The following is a 17518-nucleotide window of genomic DNA, read 5'->3' as shown; positions in this document are numbered from 1 at the left end:
TAACTGCGGTAGATGGATTCACCGGCTTACGATTGACCGTTGGCGTTGTCTGGTCACTGGGGGGGTCGCAAGCGCTGCGTCACGCCTATCAAAGCCACTTGATCGGGAAGGTCTCGGGGGGAGGGGGATCCTCGAGCGGGACCTGCCGTAGCTGTCGTCGTCGATCGTGGCCTATCCTTGGGATTCCAGGGGCCGAAAGGGGAGCCGGCGATGGTCCAGGCATCTTCGCAAGCCGGCTGGATTCGCGCCGCGCTGCTGGCGGCCCTGGTTGCCTGTGTGCCGGCTGCCGCGCAGGAGGTCACGGTGCTCCTGCAGGCTTCCCCTCCGGAGCAGGCCCCGCCACGTCCGCATTTCGACGACGATGAGTTCGTCGAGCTCAGGACGGCGATGGTACGCGACCAGATCGAGGGCCGAGGGGTGGCGGACGAGGCCGTGCTTGCGGCCATGCGACGCCTGCCCCGGCACCGCTTCGCGCCGATGGTGTCGGCGCGAAGCGCCTATGGGGATAAGCCCCAGCCGATCGGCCACGGCCAGACGATCTCCCAGCCCTACACCGTCGCCTACATGACCGAGGTACTGGAACTGGGCGCCGATGATCGCGTGCTGGAGGTCGGTACGGGCTCCGGCTACCAGGCGGCGATCCTCGCCGAGATCGTCGGTGAGGTGGTCACGATCGAGATCATCCGTGAGTTGGCCGATAGCGCCGCCGAACGTCTCCAGCGGATGGGCTATCGCAATATCACCGTGCTGCACGGCGACGGCTACCACGGCTACGCGGCACGCGCGCCGTTCGATGCCATCGTCGTCACGGCCGCGGCATCCCACACCCCTCCGCCGTTGGTGGCCCAGCTGCGTCCCGGCGGGCGCATGGTGATCCCGGTAGGACGTGCCGGCTGGATCCAGAACCTGCTGCTGGTGGAGAAGCATGCCGACGGCGAGGTGAGCACCCGCAACCTGGCGTCGGTGCGTTTCGTGCCGCTGACCGGTGGCCACTGATGGTGGCGCGGGAGACACCGGGGCGACTCGACCTGGTGGCCGTGGCCGGCGTCTCCGCGGCGTTGCTGGCCCTTGAGGTCCTGCTGCTGCGGCTTTTCGAGTTCAGCCACTGGTACCACTTCGCCGGGTTGGCCATTGCCCTGGCGTTGCTGGGCCTGGGGACGGCGGGCACCACCCTGGCCCTGGCCGGGCGCTACCCCTTCAGCCGCGGCGATGGCTGGTTTCTCACCGGGCTGGGGGTGACCGGCGCCGGTTTCCTGCTGCTGCTCGTGGTGCAGTCCCGGGTCACGTTGCGCCCGGTGTTCGCCGGTTGGGACCTGGGCGAGCTGGTGCGGCTGCTGCTGGTGGACCTCGCGGCGTTCGTGCCCTTCTATGGGGCCGGCCTGGCGATCGGCCAGGTGTTCCTGCGCTGGCCCGAGCGTACCCGAGCCCTGTATGCCGCCAATATGCTCGGCAGCGGCATTGGCAGCCTGGGGGCGGCGCTACTGCTGGCGACCGTGCCGGTGGCCATGGCGCTGGCGGTGGTCGCCGTGCTGCTGTTCGCCCTCGGGAGCGTGATCGGGTGGGTTCGCGGGCAGCGGGTGGCGGGGGCGGCGTGTGTCCTGGGCCTGGCGCTGGCCTTGATGGCCGCCGTTCGTCCGCCGGAACCCGCCGTCTCGGATTTCAAGGCCTTGTCGCGGATAGGCGAGCTGCCCGGGGTGGAAACCCTGGCGGTCCGCCCCGGTCTGCCGGGCCAGCTTACCCTGCTGCGGGCCGATAGCCTGCGCTACGCACCGGGCCTGAGCCTGGGCTGGACCGAGAGCGTGCCGTCGGTGGACGTGGCGGTGGTCGGCAGCGATCGGGTGGTGCCCCTGGTGCGCCGATGGCCGGTCGAGGCGGAGCACAGGCGCGCTTCGCTGGCCGGGCTGCCCCGGCAATTGCGCTCCCACGGACGGGCACTGGTGCTGGGCAGCGGCGCCTGGCAGACCCCGGTCGCCGCCGGCGGCCGGGCGGTCACCTGGGTGGAAGCCGACGGTCGTCTGCTCGAGATCGCCCGGGCGCGTGGCGCGAGCGAGGCCGGTATCACCCTGGTCGAGGATGGCGCCTGGCGGCATCTGGTCACCGCCCCCGACGGCCCCTATTCGATCATCGCCTTCGACGCGGCCTGGGAGGAGGGCGATGCCGCTGCCGAGGACTATGTCCTCACGGTGGCCGGCCTGGCGCTCGCCCTGGCGCGGCTGGAGGCCGACGGCCTGCTCGCCATTCCGCTGCCGCTTGACGACCCGCCCCGCTATTACCCCCGCGTGATGGCCACGCTGGAGCGTGCCCTGCATCGGCAGGGTGCGGCGGCGCCGGGCGAACACGTGGCCGTGCTGCGCGGCCTGCAGGCGTTGCTGATCCTGGCCTCGCCGCGGCCACTGGCCGAGACAGACATCGCCACCCTGCGGGACTTCGCCGAGCGGTGGCGCTTCGACATCGCCTGGTTGCCTGGCCTGGCCCGCGAGCAGGCCAATCGTTATCACCGCTTGGACTCCCCCGTTTTCCACGACATCGCCCGCGCCTTGTTCGAGCAACGACCGATGCCGGCGGCGGCACGCCTGTTCCATGCCGCGCCGGCCGAGCTCGACCGCCCCTATCCGTGGCGCTCCCTGGCCTGGGGCGAGACGCCGCGGCTGGTCCGCGAACTGGGCGGACGCGGCTGGAGCTATCTCGACTGGACCCTGATCCTGTCGGTGGTGACCACCGTGGTCGTCGCCGTGCTGGCGTTCCTGCTGGTCCTGGTGCCGCTGGGGCGGTTACCGGCGATCCAGCGCCCCTTCGGCCGGCTCTCGGTCGCCGGGTATTTCACCGCGCTCGGCCTGGGCTACATCGTCGTGGAGCTGGTGGTCTTCCAGCGCCTGATCCTGTACCTGGGGGAGCCGGTCCTTGCCGCGGCGCTGGTCTTCGCCACCTTCCTGATCGGCTCCGGTATCGGCAGCGCCATGACGCCGGCAGACGCCAGCCGCGCCAGTCTGGGGCGGATCTACAGCGCCGTGGCCGTGGGTCTGGCGCTGGCCCTGGTGCCGTTTTTGGCCGTGCATGCCCTGAGTACCCCGCCATTGGCGGGGCGCGTGGCGCTGCTGGTTGCCTTGTTGCTGCCCCTGGCCTGGGCCATGGGCCGCCCCTTCCCCTGGGCGTTGCGCCAACTCGCCGGGCAGGAGCGCTGGATTCCCTGGGCGTGGGGCATCAACGGCTTCACCTCGGTGCTGGGGGCGTCGCTGGCGCCGCTGCTCTCCATCCATATTGGCCAGAACGCGGCCCTGGTGGCCGGGGCTGCCTGCTACGTGGTGGCCTTCGCCATCGCCGCGCGCTGGTTGGCGCGGTCGAACCGTGGCTGGTCCACTTGATGCCCAGGGTTTGATGCTTGCCGGCGACCTTCTCGAAAACGTGGTGGCGGGCGAGACGGTTGCCGCAGATGAGGCAACGGAGCGGCCGACCACCGCCCTCGGCGCGAGGCTATACTAAGAATCCATCGACTGATCATAGCCAACAAGGGGGTGCCATGAGTCGAACCCTCCGTGCCGCGCCTCAGAGGGCGCGATGTGTGCTTGGATCTATCGCATCTCGGCGGTGGCGCAGTCACTTCGCGATAGTGTTCTCCGCCTCACTACTGCTCGCGGGCGCGGCAGGGCTCGCCCCGGACGCCCGGGCGGATGAGGCGACCATGTACGGTGACGGTGACCAGGCGATCGAGGTCGCCGACGAAGCCCTCGGCACGGTGGACTTTCGGGTCTCCTGCACCGAGGCCAGCCGAGCGGCGTTCGATCAGGCCTTGGCTTACCTGCATCACATGACCTATGAGCTGGCGCAGGCGGGTTTCGAGAATATCGTTGAAAACGACCCCGACTGCGTGATGGCGCACTGGGGCGTTGCCACCACGTTGTTCCAGCCCCTATGGGCGATCCGGCCGGGTGCCGAGGTGATGAACCGCGGCTGGAGGGCGATCCAGGAGGTAAAAGCCCATCTCCCGGCGAGCGAGCGCGAACGCAATCTGGTGGCGGCGACCGAGGCCTTTTTCCGCGAGCCCGACACGGCGGAGTGGTGGACGCGCATTCGTCGGTGGGGAGAGGCGATGGAACGAGCCTATCGCGCCACGCCTGAGGACGCCGATGTGGCAACCCTCTACGCGCTCTCGCGGCTTGCCCTGGTCCCCGTGACGGAGAACCGGGCGGCGCTGTTCGACGAGGCCGAGCGCGTATTGCGCGGCGTCTACGAGCAGGAGCCGACGCATCCGGGCGCCGTGCACTACACCCTCCACGCCACCGACGCGACCGGCCGCGCTGGCCATGCCTTGGACATCGTCAGAAGCTACAGCGACATAGCCCCGGAAGTGCCGCACGCGCAGCACATGCCCACGCACCTCTTTGTGCGCCTCGGCGAATGGCCGGAGGTCATTGAATGGAACCGGCGCTCCGCCGATGCGGCGCTCCGCCGTTTGGGAGGCGACACCGTATCGCAGCATTACCTGCACGCGATGGACTATGGCCTGTACGCCCTCCTGCAGCAGGGGGCGGACGAGCGCGCGAAGGCCATGGTAGAGGAGGTGCTGTCCCATACGGACTACCAGCCGTCCTTCATCAGTGCCTTCCACCTCGCCTCCATGCCCGCGCGCTATGCCGTGGAGCGGCGGCAGTGGGGCGAAGCGGCCGCGCTGACGCCGCGCATGCCGGACTATCTGCCCTGGGATGATGCGCCCTGGGCCGAGGGGCTGACATGGCTCGCCCGCGGGCTCGGTGCCTTGCACAGTGGCAAGGTGGACGCCGCGCAGGAGGCTGAAGACAGGCTCATCGCACTGCGCGACGCTGCGGCGGCGGAAGACGAGGCCACCTTCGCGACCTATATCGAGATGGACCGGCTCATCCTTGCCGGCTGGATCGCACGTACTCAGGACCGGCCGGAGGAGGCGATCCAGTTGATCGGCACTGCCGCGGAACTGGACAGCACCGTCGAAAAACCCACGGTCACCCCGGGCGCCCTGCTGCCGCCCTACGAGGCGCTGGGCGACCTGCTTCTCGATCTCGACCGCCCGGCGGAGGCCTGGGAAGCGTATCAAGCTTCCGACGTGGTGTGGCCCAGGCGCTACAACACCCTGCTCGGCGCTGCCCGTGCCGCCGCCGCTGCAGGCAAAGCCCAGACGGCGGGCGACCACTACGCCACCTTGCTTGACATCGCTGGGGGCTCGGCGAGGCCAGGTGTCATCGAGGCGCAAGCGTATTTGAAGCGATAGGCTCGCAGTTCCCTGGCCGGCGTCCGGGGGAGCGCCCCCAAGCTCACCATTGAGCCCCCCGAGGCTGCGGAACGAGGCCGGTAACGCCCCGATGCGACATCACGCAGTCGGGGTCGTTTTCAATGATTCTCTCGAAACCCGCCTGCGCCAGCTCACAGGTCATGTGATGCAGGTAAGCCAAGGCGTGATTGCGGCAGGGCAAACCGGTCGGAGCCCGTTGCCCGGGTCATGGAAGAGAGGCGAACTGCCCCACAAGCCAATGAAAACCCAAGGCATTACCGTAGCCAATGGGCCGATTTGCACTAGTCATTGGTATTGCCATCTCCTGCTGGCCATATTCATCGGTACCAGCAGGAGAGTTAAAGAATGAAGCATTGGAGGCTAGTCTTTCGGATCGCTCGTCATGCAGAAGAGTCGCAGGACTCCAAAACGCTAAAGCATGACATCAGCACCATCATGCGAGTCTCGGATACCTATGAAGTGCAGTGTCTGGGAATTCGTATGCTAGGCGTTGATTTCTTCGCTGAGGATCATGAATTCAACCACATCATGAGGTTGTTGAAGATCCTCGAAGCGAGATACCGGCTGTCCATCATGCAGTTTGGTGAGCTGTATGACAAGGACGCGGCCGGGATGACGATAAAGATCGGTTCAAACCCCGCGATGAAAGTCGCTTGATAACGACGAAGGAGACAACAAGATGAATCTGCCGTCACTGATTGAGATCCCCAACGGGGACAAGGTGGTTCCGACCTTCTCGGACGCAGAGATGAAAGGCCGCCTTTCCCGGCTCAGGGACTACATGGCGTCGAATGACATCGATGCTGTAGTGATGACTTCCTATCACAACATCAACTACTTCAGCGACTTCGTTTATTGCAAGTTTGGACGTGACTATGGTCTTGTCGTCACCCAGGATCGCTTTACCACTGTCACCGCCAATATCGACGGAGGCCAGCCCTGGCGGCGCAATCGCCTGGGCGACAATATCGTCTATACCGACTGGCAGAAGGACAATTTCTTCAAGGCCGTCAAGCAGCTCTGCGAGGGCCGTCGTCGCGTCGGCGTCGAGTTCGACCACCTGACGCTGCAGAATCAGCAGAAGCTGCTGGCGGCGCTGGGGGAGGTGGAACTGGTCGATATCGGCGTGCCGACCATGAAGATGCGCATGATCAAGTCCGCCGAGGAGATCGCGCTGATCCGCCAGGGGGCCCGTATCGCCGACGTGGGCGGGGTCGCCGTGCGCGATGCCATCACCGCGGGTGTGCCGGAATATGAAGTGGCTCTGGCCGGCCAAGGGGCCATGGTGCGCGAGATCGCCAGGACCTACCCGCACAGCGAGCTGATGGATACCTGGGTGTGGTTCCAGTCCGGCATCAATACCGACGGTGCCCACAACCCGGTGACCAGCCGTCGCGTTCAGCCGGGTGATATCCTCAGCCTGAACACCTTCCCGATGATCTCGGGCTACTACACCGCCTTGGAGCGCACCCTGTTCTGCGAGCATGCCTCCGATGAGCACCTGCGCCTCTGGGAGGCAAACTGCGAGGTCCACCGTCGTGGCCAGGAGCTGATCAAGCCCGGCGTGCGCTGCTGCGATATCGCCCATGAGCTCAACGAGATCTTCGCCAAGCACGACCTGCTCAAGTACCGCACCTTCGGCTATGGCCACTCCTTCGGTACCCTCAGCCACTACTATGGTCGCGAAGCGGGTCTGGAGTTGCGTGAAGATATCGAAACGGTGCTCGAGCCCAACATGGTCGTCTCCATGGAGCCGATGATCATGGTGCCGGAAGGCCAGCCAGGCGCGGGGGGCTACCGCGAACATGATATCCTGGTAGTCAACGAGCACGGAGCCGACAACATCACCGGGTTCCCGTACGGCCCGAACCACAATATCATCAGGTAGCATTCAAGGGGGCATGGCCCCCTTTTTGCGTACAAGAACAATGACTATAGGAGTGTTCGGTATGGTCCTTCACTCAGGCCCCTTCAGGGGGGTGAATCCACTGGTTACCATGGTATCAGTACTGGTCATGGTCGCTTTTATATCCCTTGCCATACTCTTCCCCGAGGCCGCGACGGGGCTGATCGACAAAGGAAGAACCTATGTAACCTTCTATTTCAATTGGTGGTATGTCGGACTGGCGGCGAGCTTCCTGATCTTCCTCCTGGCCCTGGCGTTCAGCAAGTATGGTCGTTTGAAGCTGGGAGAAGAGGATGAAAAGCCGGAGTTTGGCTACTTTACATGGTTCGCGATGCTGTATGCGGCCGGCCAAGGCATTGGCATTATCTTCTGGTCAATCGCTGAGCCCATCATGCACCTCTCGCACGGGACACCCTTCTCGTCGGCGGTAGGCGACGGAGAAGCCGCAGATGTTGCCATGCGTCTTGCCTACTTCCACTGGGGACTCAATGCCTGGGCCATCTACTGCATCGTCGCCCTTGGCCTGGCCTTGATGGCCTATCGCTATGGTAAGCCACTGAGCATCCGCTACACGCTCTATCCAATCCTGGGAGAGAGGGTCAATGGGTGGATTGGTAACCTCATTGATATCATTGCTGTCTTTGCCACCCTCTTTGGTATTGCAACCTCTCTGGGGCTGGGTGTCCAACAAATCAATTCTGGTCTTAATTATCTGTGGGATGTGCCTGTCAATAGCCTGGTGCAGGTCGCGTTGATCGGTGTGATCACCATTCTGGCACTCATCTCGGTTCTCACGGGCTTGAAACGAGGAATCAAATATCTCTCTCAGGCCAATATGTGGCTGACCTTCCTGCTGCTCGCCTTCTTCTTCATCTTCGGCCCGACACGTTACATCATCGGTGGCTTCCTGGACTCAGTGGGTGACTATGCCAGGTCGGTGATTCCCCTGAGCTTCTATACTGGCAGCAATGTGACCGCAGCGAATGGTGCCGAATCATGGCAGGATTCCTGGCAGGGCTGGTGGACCGTCTTCTACTGGGGGTGGTGGATGTCCTGGGCTCCCTTCGTTGGGGTCTTCGTGGCGAGGGTCTCGAGGGGCAGAACCATCCGTGAGTTCATCTTTGGTGTAGTGGGGGTATCGTCCTTGCTCTCCTTCGTCTGGCTATCGGCCTATGGCGGCACGGCGATCTACGCTGAACTGTTCGGCAGTGGGGGCATTGCAGACGCCGTCGCCAACGATGTCTCCCTGGCGCTCTATGCTACCTTCACGGCCATGGACGTTGGTGTCGTCGGGGTGCTGGCCGGATTCTTCGGTACGGTGTTGGTCGCCACCTACTTCATTACCTCGTCCGACTCGGGAACCCTGGTCATTACCACCATCCTCAGTGAGGGGGATCCGCACCCGCTCTCCAGACACCGCGTGTTCTGGGGCGTCATGGAGGGAGCCATCGCGGCTGTACTGCTGCTGGTGGGAGGCGCCTGGGCGTTGTCGACCTTGCAGACCGCTGCCATCCTCTCGGCACTGCCTTTCTCGGTGATCATGCTCTTGATGGCCTACTCGATTCTCAAGGCGGTACAGAATGATAGCTACTTTCGCGAGCCACACACGCTAAAGTCCATTTCGGAGGGGAAAGTCTGATGAATAGTGTCAAGATAGCGGAAATGGACTGGGTGTCATATCGCGACAGGGTGAAGCATGGTAGGTGCAAGATAGTGATGCCGGTGGGCGCCATTGAACAGCATGGGCCGCATATGTCCCTGAACCCCGATGTGCTGATTCCGGAACATATCGCCTGCCGGGTGGCCGAGCGGAGTGGCAATATGTTAGTCGCTCCGCCGATTGCCTATGGCTACAAGTCACAGGTCAAGTCGGGGGGCGGCAACTTCTTTCCCGGTACCACCTGCGTCAGCGGTCGTTCCCTGGAGGAGTATGCCTACGACGTGATCCTCGCCTTCATGGAGCATGGCAACCGGGAGTTCATCGTGATCAATGGGCATTACGAGAACTCCATGTTCCTGGTCGAGGCGGCCGACCGTGCCGTGAAGCATGCCAGGCTGGCAGGGATAGAACTGAAGGTGGTCCTGCTCTCCTATTGGGACTTCATCAGTGAGGCCACTGTCGGAAAGGTCTTTCCCGAGGGGTTCTCGGGCTGGGCCGTCGAGCATGGGGGCGTTCTAGAGACGTCAATAATGCTTAAGATCCACCCCGAGCTGGTAGATATGTCAAGAGCGGTCGATATTCCACCCGCGGAGTTTCCTCCGTATGACGTCTTCCCGCCGGACCCCTCCTGGGTTCCCGAATCGGGAACTCTCTCCTCGCCGTCAAAGGCAACTGCCGAGAAAGGCGAATGGATTCTCGACGAGTGCATCGAGAAGATTGCCAAGACATTCAGCTGAATCGGTAACGGGCATTGCCATCCATGATGGGTGGCAATGTCTTTAAGCCTTTATATGTTGGCAATCCCCGAGCGCAGAAAATCGAGTACATGCCGAGAGGCCACGTTCAGCTCACGCTCCTTATAGTACAACCCGATGCACACCTTCTCCAGGCTCGGAAGGCTGTCGGTGCTGCCGGCATGCTTCAAGTGGTCTGGAATCACCGAGCTGGCCATCGCTGTAATCCCCAGCCCTTCCTCAACGGCCGAGAAGATTCCCAGCAAACTGGTGCTCGTATACATGAAGCGGAAAGGATGCTGTTGTGCCGCTAGCGACTCTTCCATAAGGGAGCGGTAGACACATCCTTGAGGGTAGGCGACCAGGGGAATCGGCTCATCATAGCCGTCGATGAGGCGACTATCCTTGTAGACCCACTCCAGGGCCTCCAGGCGATAATCACGTGAATCCCGATCCTCGCTTTTCTTTGCGCGTTCCATGGCCAGGGCGATGTCATAGTGCCCCTTCTGATAGCGCTGGAGTATCACCTTGCTGATCTCGCAGTCGACTTCCACGATGATGTTCGGGTAGACACGCGAGAGATTTCTCAGTGCCTTGGGAAGGAACGCCAGCTCGAAGTCGTTGGGGATGCCGAGCCTGACCTTGCCAGAAATGTTGTCTCCTCTGACCTTGGCAATGATCTGGTCGTTGATTTCCAGAATCTGTCGCGCAGCCTCATAGAGATATTCCCCGTCCTCGGTCAGCTCGAGGCTCGACCCCCTCAGGAAGATCTTGGTGTTGAGGATCTCCTCGAGTTTCTTCACCTGAAGGCTGATGGCCGGTTGCGAGCGGCCAAGCAGCTCACCCGCACTGGTGAAGCCTCCCAGGTCCTTTATGGTGACAAAGGTTCTCAGAAGATCGGTGGGTATGTTGGTCATTTTATTGCCATTGTGATGTCTGGTTGGGCCATCGATGCCAGCGCAAGGGCGCCAATTCTTGCCCCGGCCAGTATGAGCGCCATGCTCGACTTCGCTCAGTTGCTGCGGCAACACGCGAACGGGATGAGCAGCAACACTATCCCTGAGTATATCCCACGGGGCCATGCGGGTGGGGCTATGGGGTGATGCCTCTTATGGCTGCCTCCTTTATCTCCGCCTTATCACGGCATTTGCCCTTCTCATTGGTCCTTAGGCGCCATCGAAAATAGATTGCTGACAGAGGGCTTGTGCCGAGATCCAACAACAAAGGAGACTTCCATGAACCATTCCCCCCTTTCCGACTTCGACTCCCAAGTTGCCGTGGCCATCGCCGACGAGGTGGCCCGCCAGGAGGCCCACGTCGAGCTGATCGCCTCCGAGAACTACGCCAGCCGCGCCGTGATGGAGGCCCAGGGCACCCAGCTGACCAACAAGTACGCAGAGGGCTATCCGGGCAAGCGCTACTACGGCGGCTGTGAGCATGTCGACGTGGTCGAGCAGCTGGCCATTGACCGCGCCTGCGACCTGTTCGGCGCCGACTACGCCAACGTCCAGCCCCACTCCGGCGCCCAGGCCAACGCCGCGGCCTTCATGGCCCTGGTCAGCCCGGGCGACACCGTGCTGGGGATGAGCCTGGCCCACGGCGGCCACCTGACCCACGGCGCCGCCCCGAACTTCTCCGGCAAGCACTATCACGCCGTGCAGTACGGCCTGAACCCGGAGACCGGCGAGATCGACTATGAAGAGGTCGAGCGCCTGGCGCGCAGCCACAAGCCGAAGATGATCATCGCCGGCTTCTCGGCCTATGCGCGGGTGGTCGACTGGCGGCGTTTCCGTGCCATCGCCGATGCCGTGGGCGCCTGGCTGCTGGTGGACATGGCTCATGTGGCAGGGCTCGTGGCGGCCGGCCTCTACCCGAGCCCGCTGCCCCACGCCCACGTGGTGACCACCACCACCCACAAGACCCTGCGCGGCCCGCGTGGCGGCCTGATCCTCTCCGCCCACGGCGACGAGACGCTGTACAAGAAGCTCAACGGCGCGGTCTTCCCGGGCCAGCAGGGCGGCCCGCTGATGCACGTCATCGCCGCCAAGTCGGTGGCCTTCAAGGAGGCCATGAGCCAGGACTTCGTGCGCTACCAGCAGCGGGTGATCGACAACGCCCGCGCCATGGCCGGGGTGTTCGTCGAGCGCGGCTATGACGTCGTCTCCGGCGGCACCGACGACCACCTCTTCCTGGTCTCGCTGATCAAGCAGGGCGTGACCGGCAAGGATGCCGACGCGGCCCTGGGCCGGGCCCATATCACCGTCAACAAGAACGCCGTGCCCAACGACCCGGAGAGCCCTTTCGTCACCTCGGGCCTGCGCATCGGCACCCCGGCGGTGACCAGCCGTGGCTTCGACGAGGCCGAGTGCGCCGCGCTGGCGGGCTGGATCTGCGACATCCTCGACATGCTGGCCGAGCGCCACAGCACCGGTGCCGTGGAGGCCGAGGTACGCGAGAAGGTCGCCGCGCTCTGCGAGCGCCATCCGGTCTACGGCGAATCTGTCGCCGAGGGTCGCCAGGCCCACGCCCAGGCTGACGCCGCGTCAGCGGTCTGATCGCCTTCACGAGTCAGGAGCGGTTTCAGGAGAGAATTCATGCAACGCTATTCAGGATTCGGGCTGGCCAAGCACGCGCTCAGCCACCATGAGAACTGGGAACGCCAGTGGCGCAATCCCACGCCCAAGAAGCAGTACGACGTGATCATCGTCGGCGGCGGCGGCCACGGCCTGGCCACCGCCTACTACCTGGCCAAGGAGCACGGCATCACCAACGTCGCCGTGGTGGAGAAGGGCTGGCTGGGCGGCGGCAACACCGCCCGCAACACGACCATCGTGCGCTCCAACTACTTATGGGACGAGTCCGCCGCGCTCTACGAGCACGCCATGAAGCTGTGGGAGGGGCTATCCCAGGATATCAACTACAACGTGATGTTCTCCCAGCGCGGCGTGATGAACCTGGCCCATACCCTGCAGGACATGCGCGACGTCCAGCGGCGGGTCAACGCCAACCGCCTCAACGGCATCGACAGCGAGGTGATCACCCCCGAGCGGATCCAGGAGATCGTGCCGATCATGGACTGCTCGAAGAATGCCCGCTACCCGGTGCTGGGGGCCTCCTGGCAGCCGCGCGCCGGCGTGGCGCGCCACGACGCCGTGGCCTGGGGCTATGCCCGGGCCGCCGACGCGCTCGGTGTCGACCTGCTACAGAACACCGAGGTCACCGGCTTCAAGATCCGCGACGGCCGCGTCCACGGGGTTCACACCAACCGCGGCGACATCGAGGCCAAGACCGTGGGCTGCGTGGCGGCCGGCAACTCCGGGGTGCTGGCCAAGATGGCCGGCTTCCGGCTGCCGCTGGAGTCCCACCCGCTGCAGGCGCTGGTCTCCGAGCCGCTCAAGCCGGTACTGGATACGGTGGTGATGTCCAACCATGTGCACGGCTACATCAGCCAGACCGACAAGGGCGACCTGGTGATCGGCGCCGGCATCGACGGCTACAACGGCTACGGCCAGCGGGGCAGCTACCCGACCGTGGAGCACACCCTGCAGGCCATCGTCGAGATGTTCCCGATCTTCTCGCGGGTGCGCATGAACCGCCAGTGGGGCGGCATCGTCGACACCTGCCCGGACGCCTGCCCGATCCTGTCGAAGACGCCGGTGAAGGGGCTCTTCTTCAACTGCGGCTGGGGTACCGGCGGCTTCAAGGCCACCCCCGGCTCGGGTCACGTCTTCGCCTGGACCCTGGCCAAGGGCCAGACCCATCCGCTCGCGGCCCCGTTCTCCATCGACCGTTTCCACACCGGGGCGCTGGTCGACGAGCATGGTGCCGCCGGCGTGGCGCACTGACCAACCGCAGAGGAAAGCCGACATGTTCTATATTCATTGCCCCTACTGCGAGGAGCACCGCGAGGAAGAGGAGTTCCATGCCAAGGGCCAGGCGCATATCGCCCGGCCGGCGGACCCCGAGTCCTGTAGTGACCAGGAGTGGGGTGACTACCTGTTCTTCCGCGACAACCCGCGTGGCATCCATCACGAGCTGTGGGTGCATGCGGTGGGTTGCCGCAAGTTCTTCAACATCACGCGTAACACCGTGAGCTACGCGATCCTCGAGACCTACAAGATGGGCGAGCAGCCCCACTTCACCGCCGAGCACCCCGACGGCAAGCCAGCCGAGAAGGTGGCCGCCGAGGCGGAAGCGGTGTCGCGTCAGGAAGGAGTCAACGTATGAGCCAGTCGTTGAAACAGCCGAATCGTCTTCGCGAAGGTGGACGCGTCGATCGCGCTCGCACGCTGAGTTTCACCTTCAACGGCACGCGCTACCAAGGCCATGCCGGCGACACCCTGGCCTCGGCGCTGCTCGCCAACGGGGTGGACATCGTCAACCGCAGCTTCAAGTACTCGCGCCCGCGGGGCATCGTCGCCGCCGGCGCCGAGGAGCCCAATGCCCTGGTCCAGCTGGGCAGCACCGAAGCGGCCCAGGTGCCCAACGTGCGCGCCACCCAGCAGGTGCTGTTCGACGGCCTCACCGCGCAAAGCACCAACGGCTGGCCCAACGTGCAGCGGGATGTCATGAGCCTGGTCGGCAAGCTGGGCGGGCGCTTCATGCCGCCGGGCTTCTACTACAAGACCTTCATGGCCCCGGCCTCGATGTGGATGACATACGAGAAGTATATCCGCAAGGGGGCGGGCCTGGGCCGCAGCCCCATGGAGAACGACCCGGACAGCTACGACCATCTCCACCAGCACTGTGACCTGCTGGTGATCGGCGCCGGCCCCGCCGGCCTGTCAGCGGCCCAGACCGCGGCGCGTGGCGGCGCCCGGGTGATCCTCTGCGACGAGCAGGAGGAGATGGGCGGCTCGCTGCTCGACAGCCGCGAGCTGCTCGACCACCAACCTGCCGCCCAGTGGGCCGAGCGCGTGATCGACGAGCTCGCCGCGCTCGACAACGTCACCCTGCTGGCCCGCACCACCGCCAACGGCTACCACGACCACCACTTCGTCACCCTGCACGAGCGGCGCACCGAGCACCTCGGCGAGACCGCGCCGCTGGTCGACGGTGTCCGTCCCGCTCGTTCGCGCATGCATCGCGTGCGGGCCGGCCAGGTGCTGCTGGCCACCGGCGCCCATGAGCGGCCGCTGGTCTATGGCAACAACGACGTGCCGGGCAACCTGCTGGCCGGCGCCGTCTCCACCTACATCCGCCGCTATGGTGTGGTGCCGGGCAACAGGCTGGTGCTCTCGACCAGCAACGATCACGCCTATCGCGCCGCCCTGGACTGGGATGAGGCCGGCCGCGAGGTGGTGGCCATCGTCGATGCCCGCCAGGCGCCGGACGGCGAGTGGGTGGAGCAGGCCCGCGCCCGCGGTATCCGGATCATCACCGGCAGTGCCGTGCTCGAGGCCAAGGGGGACAAGCGCGTGAGCGGCGCCCGTGTGGCGACCATCGACGCCGAGGCCTTCAAGGTCACCGGCCAGGCCGAGACCCTGGCGTGCGACACCATCGCCAGCTCCGGTGGCTACAGCCCGGTGATCCACCTGGCCTCGCACACCGGTGCCCGGCCGATCTGGAACGACGAGATCCTCGGCTTCGTGCCCAGTCTGGTGAAGGGCGTGCATGCCGCCGGCAGCGCCCGCGGTATCCATGACCTGGCCGAGGGGCTGGCCGACGGCAGCGCCGCGGCCGCCCGGGCGCTCGCCGCGCTGGACCTCTCCGCCGGGACCCTCGAGCTGCCCCAGGTCGATGCGCGTCGTGAAGGAGCCACCTGCGCGCTCTACCAGGTGCCCCACGAGAAGCCGACCCTGCGCGGGCCCAAGCAGTTCGTCGACCTGCAGAACGACGTCACGGCGGCGGCCATTGAGCTGGCCACCCGCGAGGGCTTCGAGTCCATCGAGCATGTCAAGCGCTACACCGCCATGGGCTTCGGCACCGACCAGGGCAAGCTCGGCAACATCAACGGCATGGCCATCGCCGCGCGCTGCCTGAATCGCACGATTCCCGAGGTGGGGACCACGGTGTTCCGCCCCAACTACACCCCGGTCACCTTCGGCGCCATCGCCGGGCGTCACTGCCGCGAGCTGTTCGACCCGGAGCGCTACACCGCGATGCACCAGTGGCACGTGGAGCACGGCGCCGAGTTCGAGGACGTGGGCCAGTGGAAGCGCCCCTGGTACTTCCCGAAGAATGTCAACGGCAAGCTCGAGACGCTGGACGAGGCGGTGGCGCGGGAGTGTCTGGCCGTCCGCCAGGGGGTGGGGGTGCTGGATGCGTCGACCCTGGGCAAGATCGACATCCAGGGACCGGACGCCCGGGAGTTCCTGGGGCGGGTCTACACCAACAAGTGGGCCAAGCTGGCCCCCGGCCGGGTGCGCTACGGGCTGATGTGCAAGGACGACGGCATGTTGATGGACGACGGGACCACCAGCTGCCTGGGGGAGAACCACTTCCTGATGACCACCACCACCGGCGGGGCCGCCGGGGTCATGGAGTGGCTGGAGCTGTGGCACCAGACCGAGTGGCCGGAGCTCGACGTGACCTTCACCTCGGTGACCGACCACTGGGCGACGATCACCGTCACCGGGCCCGAGGCGCGCAAGCTGCTCGCCGAGATCACCGATATCGATCTCGACAAGGAGCAGTTCAAGTTCATGGACTGGCGCGAGGGCAAGGTGGCCGAGGTGCCGGCCCGAGTGTTCCGCATCTCCTTCACCGGCGAGCTCGCCTACGAGATCAACGTCCAGGCCAACTACGCCATGCATGTCTGGAAGACGCTGTTCGCGCACGGCGAGAAGTATGACCTGACGCCCTACGGCACCGAGACGATGCACGTGCTGCGGGCCGAGAAGGGCCTGATCATCGCCGGCCAGGACACCGACGGCTCGGTGACCCCGGAGGACCTGGGCATGCACTGGGCGATCGGCTACGACAAGCCGTTTCCCTGGATCGGCAAGCGCGCCCTCTCCCGCCCCGATACGCGTCGGGTCGACCGCAAGCAGCTGGTGGGCCTCAAGCCCCGGGATCCGGCGGTGGTACTGGAGGAGGGCGCGCAGATCGTCCTCGACCCGGACCATGCCATCCCCATGCCCATGGTGGGCCATGTGACCTCCAGCTACTACAGCGCCATCCTCGGTCACGGTATCGCCCTGGCGGTGGTCAAGGGCGGGCATAACCGGATGGGGGAAACGGTCTACCTGCCCATGGTCGATGGCCAGGTGCATGAGGCTGAGATCGTCAGCAATGTCTTTTATGATCCCAAGGGGGAGCGCCAGCATGTCTAATTCGGTTGCCCAGAACGTCAGGACCTTCGAGACGCACCCCGAAGCCACGGTGCCGGCAGAGTCCCCGCTGGCCTGGTCCTACCACCATAGCGGCCGCCCCGGCGTCAGCGCCAAGAGCTGCGTGGTGCTGCGCGAGCGGGCCATGCTGGGTCATATGATCCTGCGCGGCGGCGCCATCGTGCTCGACGAGGCGGTGCGCCAGGTGCTCGGTGTCGGCCTGCCGGCGCGTCCCAACGGCCTGACCCGGGACGAGAGCGGCGAGCGCTCGATCCAGTGGCTCTCGCCCGACGAGTGGCTGCTGATCGTGCCCGGCGGCGAGGAGTTCGCCCTGGAGGCCAAGCTGCGCGAGGCGCTGGGCGACGCCCACTACGCCATCGTCAACGTCAGCGGCGGCCAGACCCTGCTCGAGCTCGAGGGCGAGAAGGCCCGCGAGCTGCTGATGAAGTCGACGCCCTACGATGTCCATCCCGACGCCTTCCCGGTGGGCAAGGGGGTCACCACGGTATTCGCCAAGAGCAACCTGATCCTGCGCCGCCCGGATGAGCAGCGCTGGGAACTGGTGGTGCGCCGCAGCTTCGCCGACTACCTCTATCGCTGGCTGCTGGATGCCGGCGCGGAGTATGCCATCGGCGTCGAGGCCTGACAGCGACGGGGCCGGCAGTCGCCGGCCCCGTCCGGGAG

At 65.1% G+C, this 17518-nt stretch carries 13 protein-coding genes; 12 read left to right on the top strand and 1 reads right to left on the bottom strand.

Annotated elements, in window-relative coordinates:
* Window positions 1–210: 210 nt before the first annotated feature.
* The 7 genes from CR157_RS14990 to CR157_RS14960 all read left to right on the top strand — a co-directional run bounded on the left by CR157_RS14990 (window position 211) and on the right by CR157_RS14960 (window position 9566).
* A complete protein-coding gene (locus CR157_RS14990) occupies window positions 211–996 on the top strand; it encodes a protein-L-isoaspartate(D-aspartate) O-methyltransferase (RefSeq protein ID WP_219999957.1) in 786 nt (261 codons plus the stop codon).
* On the top strand, window positions 996–3362 hold the full coding sequence (locus CR157_RS14985) for a hypothetical protein (protein WP_110284331.1): 2367 nt from the start codon (window positions 996–998) through the stop codon (window positions 3360–3362). Before CR157_RS14990 ends, CR157_RS14985 begins: the two co-directional genes overlap by 1 nt.
* A gap of 317 nt (window positions 3363–3679) precedes the next feature.
* Window positions 3680–5242: a hypothetical protein gene (locus CR157_RS14980; protein WP_110284330.1), complete on the top strand. Its 1563-nt coding sequence runs from the start codon at window positions 3680–3682 to the stop codon at window positions 5240–5242.
* 366 nt (window positions 5243–5608) lie between these two features.
* Entirely contained in the window at window positions 5609–5920 is a 312-nt protein-coding gene (locus CR157_RS14975) for a hypothetical protein (RefSeq protein WP_110284329.1), read from the top strand.
* A 22-nt stretch (window positions 5921–5942) separates the two neighbouring features.
* Window positions 5943–7151, top strand: coding sequence for a M24 family metallopeptidase (locus tag CR157_RS14970; RefSeq protein WP_110284328.1), 1209 nt, complete (start codon window positions 5943–5945; stop codon window positions 7149–7151).
* A gap of 109 nt (window positions 7152–7260) precedes the next feature.
* Window positions 7261–8808: a BCCT family transporter gene (locus CR157_RS14965; RefSeq protein WP_258364187.1), complete on the top strand. Its 1548-nt coding sequence runs from the start codon at window positions 7261–7263 to the stop codon at window positions 8806–8808.
* A complete protein-coding gene (locus CR157_RS14960; RefSeq protein WP_110284326.1) occupies window positions 8808–9566 on the top strand; it encodes a creatininase in 759 nt (252 codons plus the stop codon). Before CR157_RS14965 ends, CR157_RS14960 begins: the two co-directional genes overlap by 1 nt.
* Window positions 9567–9616: 50 nt before the next feature.
* Here CR157_RS14960 and CR157_RS14955 read toward each other — a convergent pair whose 3' ends face one another.
* Window positions 9617–10480: a LysR family transcriptional regulator gene (locus CR157_RS14955; protein WP_181422076.1), complete on the bottom strand. Its 864-nt coding sequence runs from the start codon at window positions 10478–10480 to the stop codon at window positions 9617–9619.
* A 318-nt stretch (window positions 10481–10798) separates the two neighbouring features.
* Here CR157_RS14955 and glyA point away from each other — a divergent pair, with 318 nt between their 5' ends.
* The 5 genes from glyA to CR157_RS14930 are packed head-to-tail and all read left to right on the top strand — an operon-like array spanning window position 10799 to window position 17480.
* Entirely contained in the window at window positions 10799–12118 is a 1320-nt protein-coding gene (glyA, locus tag CR157_RS14950; protein ID WP_110284324.1) for a serine hydroxymethyltransferase, read from the top strand.
* Window positions 12119–12157: 39 nt separating this feature from the next.
* The gene (locus CR157_RS14945; protein WP_110284323.1) at window positions 12158–13408 is read left to right on the top strand and encodes a sarcosine oxidase subunit beta family protein; all 1251 of its coding nucleotides are present in this window, start codon (window positions 12158–12160) and stop codon (window positions 13406–13408) included.
* Window positions 13409–13430: 22 nt separating this feature from the next.
* Window positions 13431–13790, top strand: a complete 360-nt coding sequence (locus tag CR157_RS14940; RefSeq protein ID WP_110284322.1) for a sarcosine oxidase subunit delta — start codon at window positions 13431–13433, stop codon at window positions 13788–13790.
* On the top strand, window positions 13787–16837 hold the full coding sequence (locus tag CR157_RS14935) for a sarcosine oxidase subunit alpha (protein WP_110284321.1): 3051 nt from the start codon (window positions 13787–13789) through the stop codon (window positions 16835–16837). Before CR157_RS14940 ends, CR157_RS14935 begins: the two co-directional genes overlap by 4 nt.
* A complete protein-coding gene (locus CR157_RS14930; protein WP_110284320.1) occupies window positions 16830–17480 on the top strand; it encodes a sarcosine oxidase subunit gamma in 651 nt (216 codons plus the stop codon). The genes CR157_RS14935 and CR157_RS14930 overlap by 8 nt, the downstream gene beginning before the upstream one ends.
* The last annotated feature ends 38 nt before the right edge of the window (window positions 17481–17518 follow it).

This window comes from Halomonas sp. LBP4 (genome assembly GCF_003202205.1).
Lineage (GTDB): Bacteria > Pseudomonadota > Gammaproteobacteria > Pseudomonadales > Halomonadaceae > Halomonas > Halomonas flagellata.
Note: the sequence above shows the minus strand (reverse complement) of the source record. Positions and strands in the feature narration are given on the sequence as shown.

Excerpts from the sequence above, each read along its gene's own strand:
- CR157_RS14945 (WP_110284323.1), top strand. The coding sequence starts at position 12,158 with ATGCAACGCTATTCAGGATTCGGGCTGGCCAAGCACGCGCTCAGCCAC.
- CR157_RS14955 (WP_181422076.1), bottom strand. The coding sequence starts at position 10,480 with ATGACCAACATACCCACCGATCTTCTGAGAACCTTTGTCACCATAAAG.
- glyA (WP_110284324.1), top strand. The coding sequence starts at position 10,799 with ATGAACCATTCCCCCCTTTCCGACTTCGACTCCCAAGTTGCCGTGGCC.
- CR157_RS14940 (WP_110284322.1), top strand. The coding sequence starts at position 13,431 with ATGTTCTATATTCATTGCCCCTACTGCGAGGAGCACCGCGAGGAAGAG.
- CR157_RS14960 (WP_110284326.1), top strand. The coding sequence starts at position 8,808 with ATGAATAGTGTCAAGATAGCGGAAATGGACTGGGTGTCATATCGCGAC.
- CR157_RS14975 (WP_110284329.1), top strand. The coding sequence starts at position 5,609 with ATGAAGCATTGGAGGCTAGTCTTTCGGATCGCTCGTCATGCAGAAGAG.
- CR157_RS14965 (WP_258364187.1), top strand. The coding sequence starts at position 7,261 with ATGGTATCAGTACTGGTCATGGTCGCTTTTATATCCCTTGCCATACTC.
- CR157_RS14930 (WP_110284320.1), top strand. The coding sequence starts at position 16,830 with ATGTCTAATTCGGTTGCCCAGAACGTCAGGACCTTCGAGACGCACCCC.
- CR157_RS14990 (WP_219999957.1), top strand. The coding sequence starts at position 211 with ATGGTCCAGGCATCTTCGCAAGCCGGCTGGATTCGCGCCGCGCTGCTG.
- CR157_RS14935 (WP_110284321.1), top strand. The coding sequence starts at position 13,787 with ATGAGCCAGTCGTTGAAACAGCCGAATCGTCTTCGCGAAGGTGGACGC.
- CR157_RS14970 (WP_110284328.1), top strand. The coding sequence starts at position 5,943 with ATGAATCTGCCGTCACTGATTGAGATCCCCAACGGGGACAAGGTGGTT.
- CR157_RS14980 (WP_110284330.1), top strand. The coding sequence starts at position 3,680 with ATGTACGGTGACGGTGACCAGGCGATCGAGGTCGCCGACGAAGCCCTC.
- CR157_RS14985 (WP_110284331.1), top strand. The coding sequence starts at position 996 with ATGGTGGCGCGGGAGACACCGGGGCGACTCGACCTGGTGGCCGTGGCC.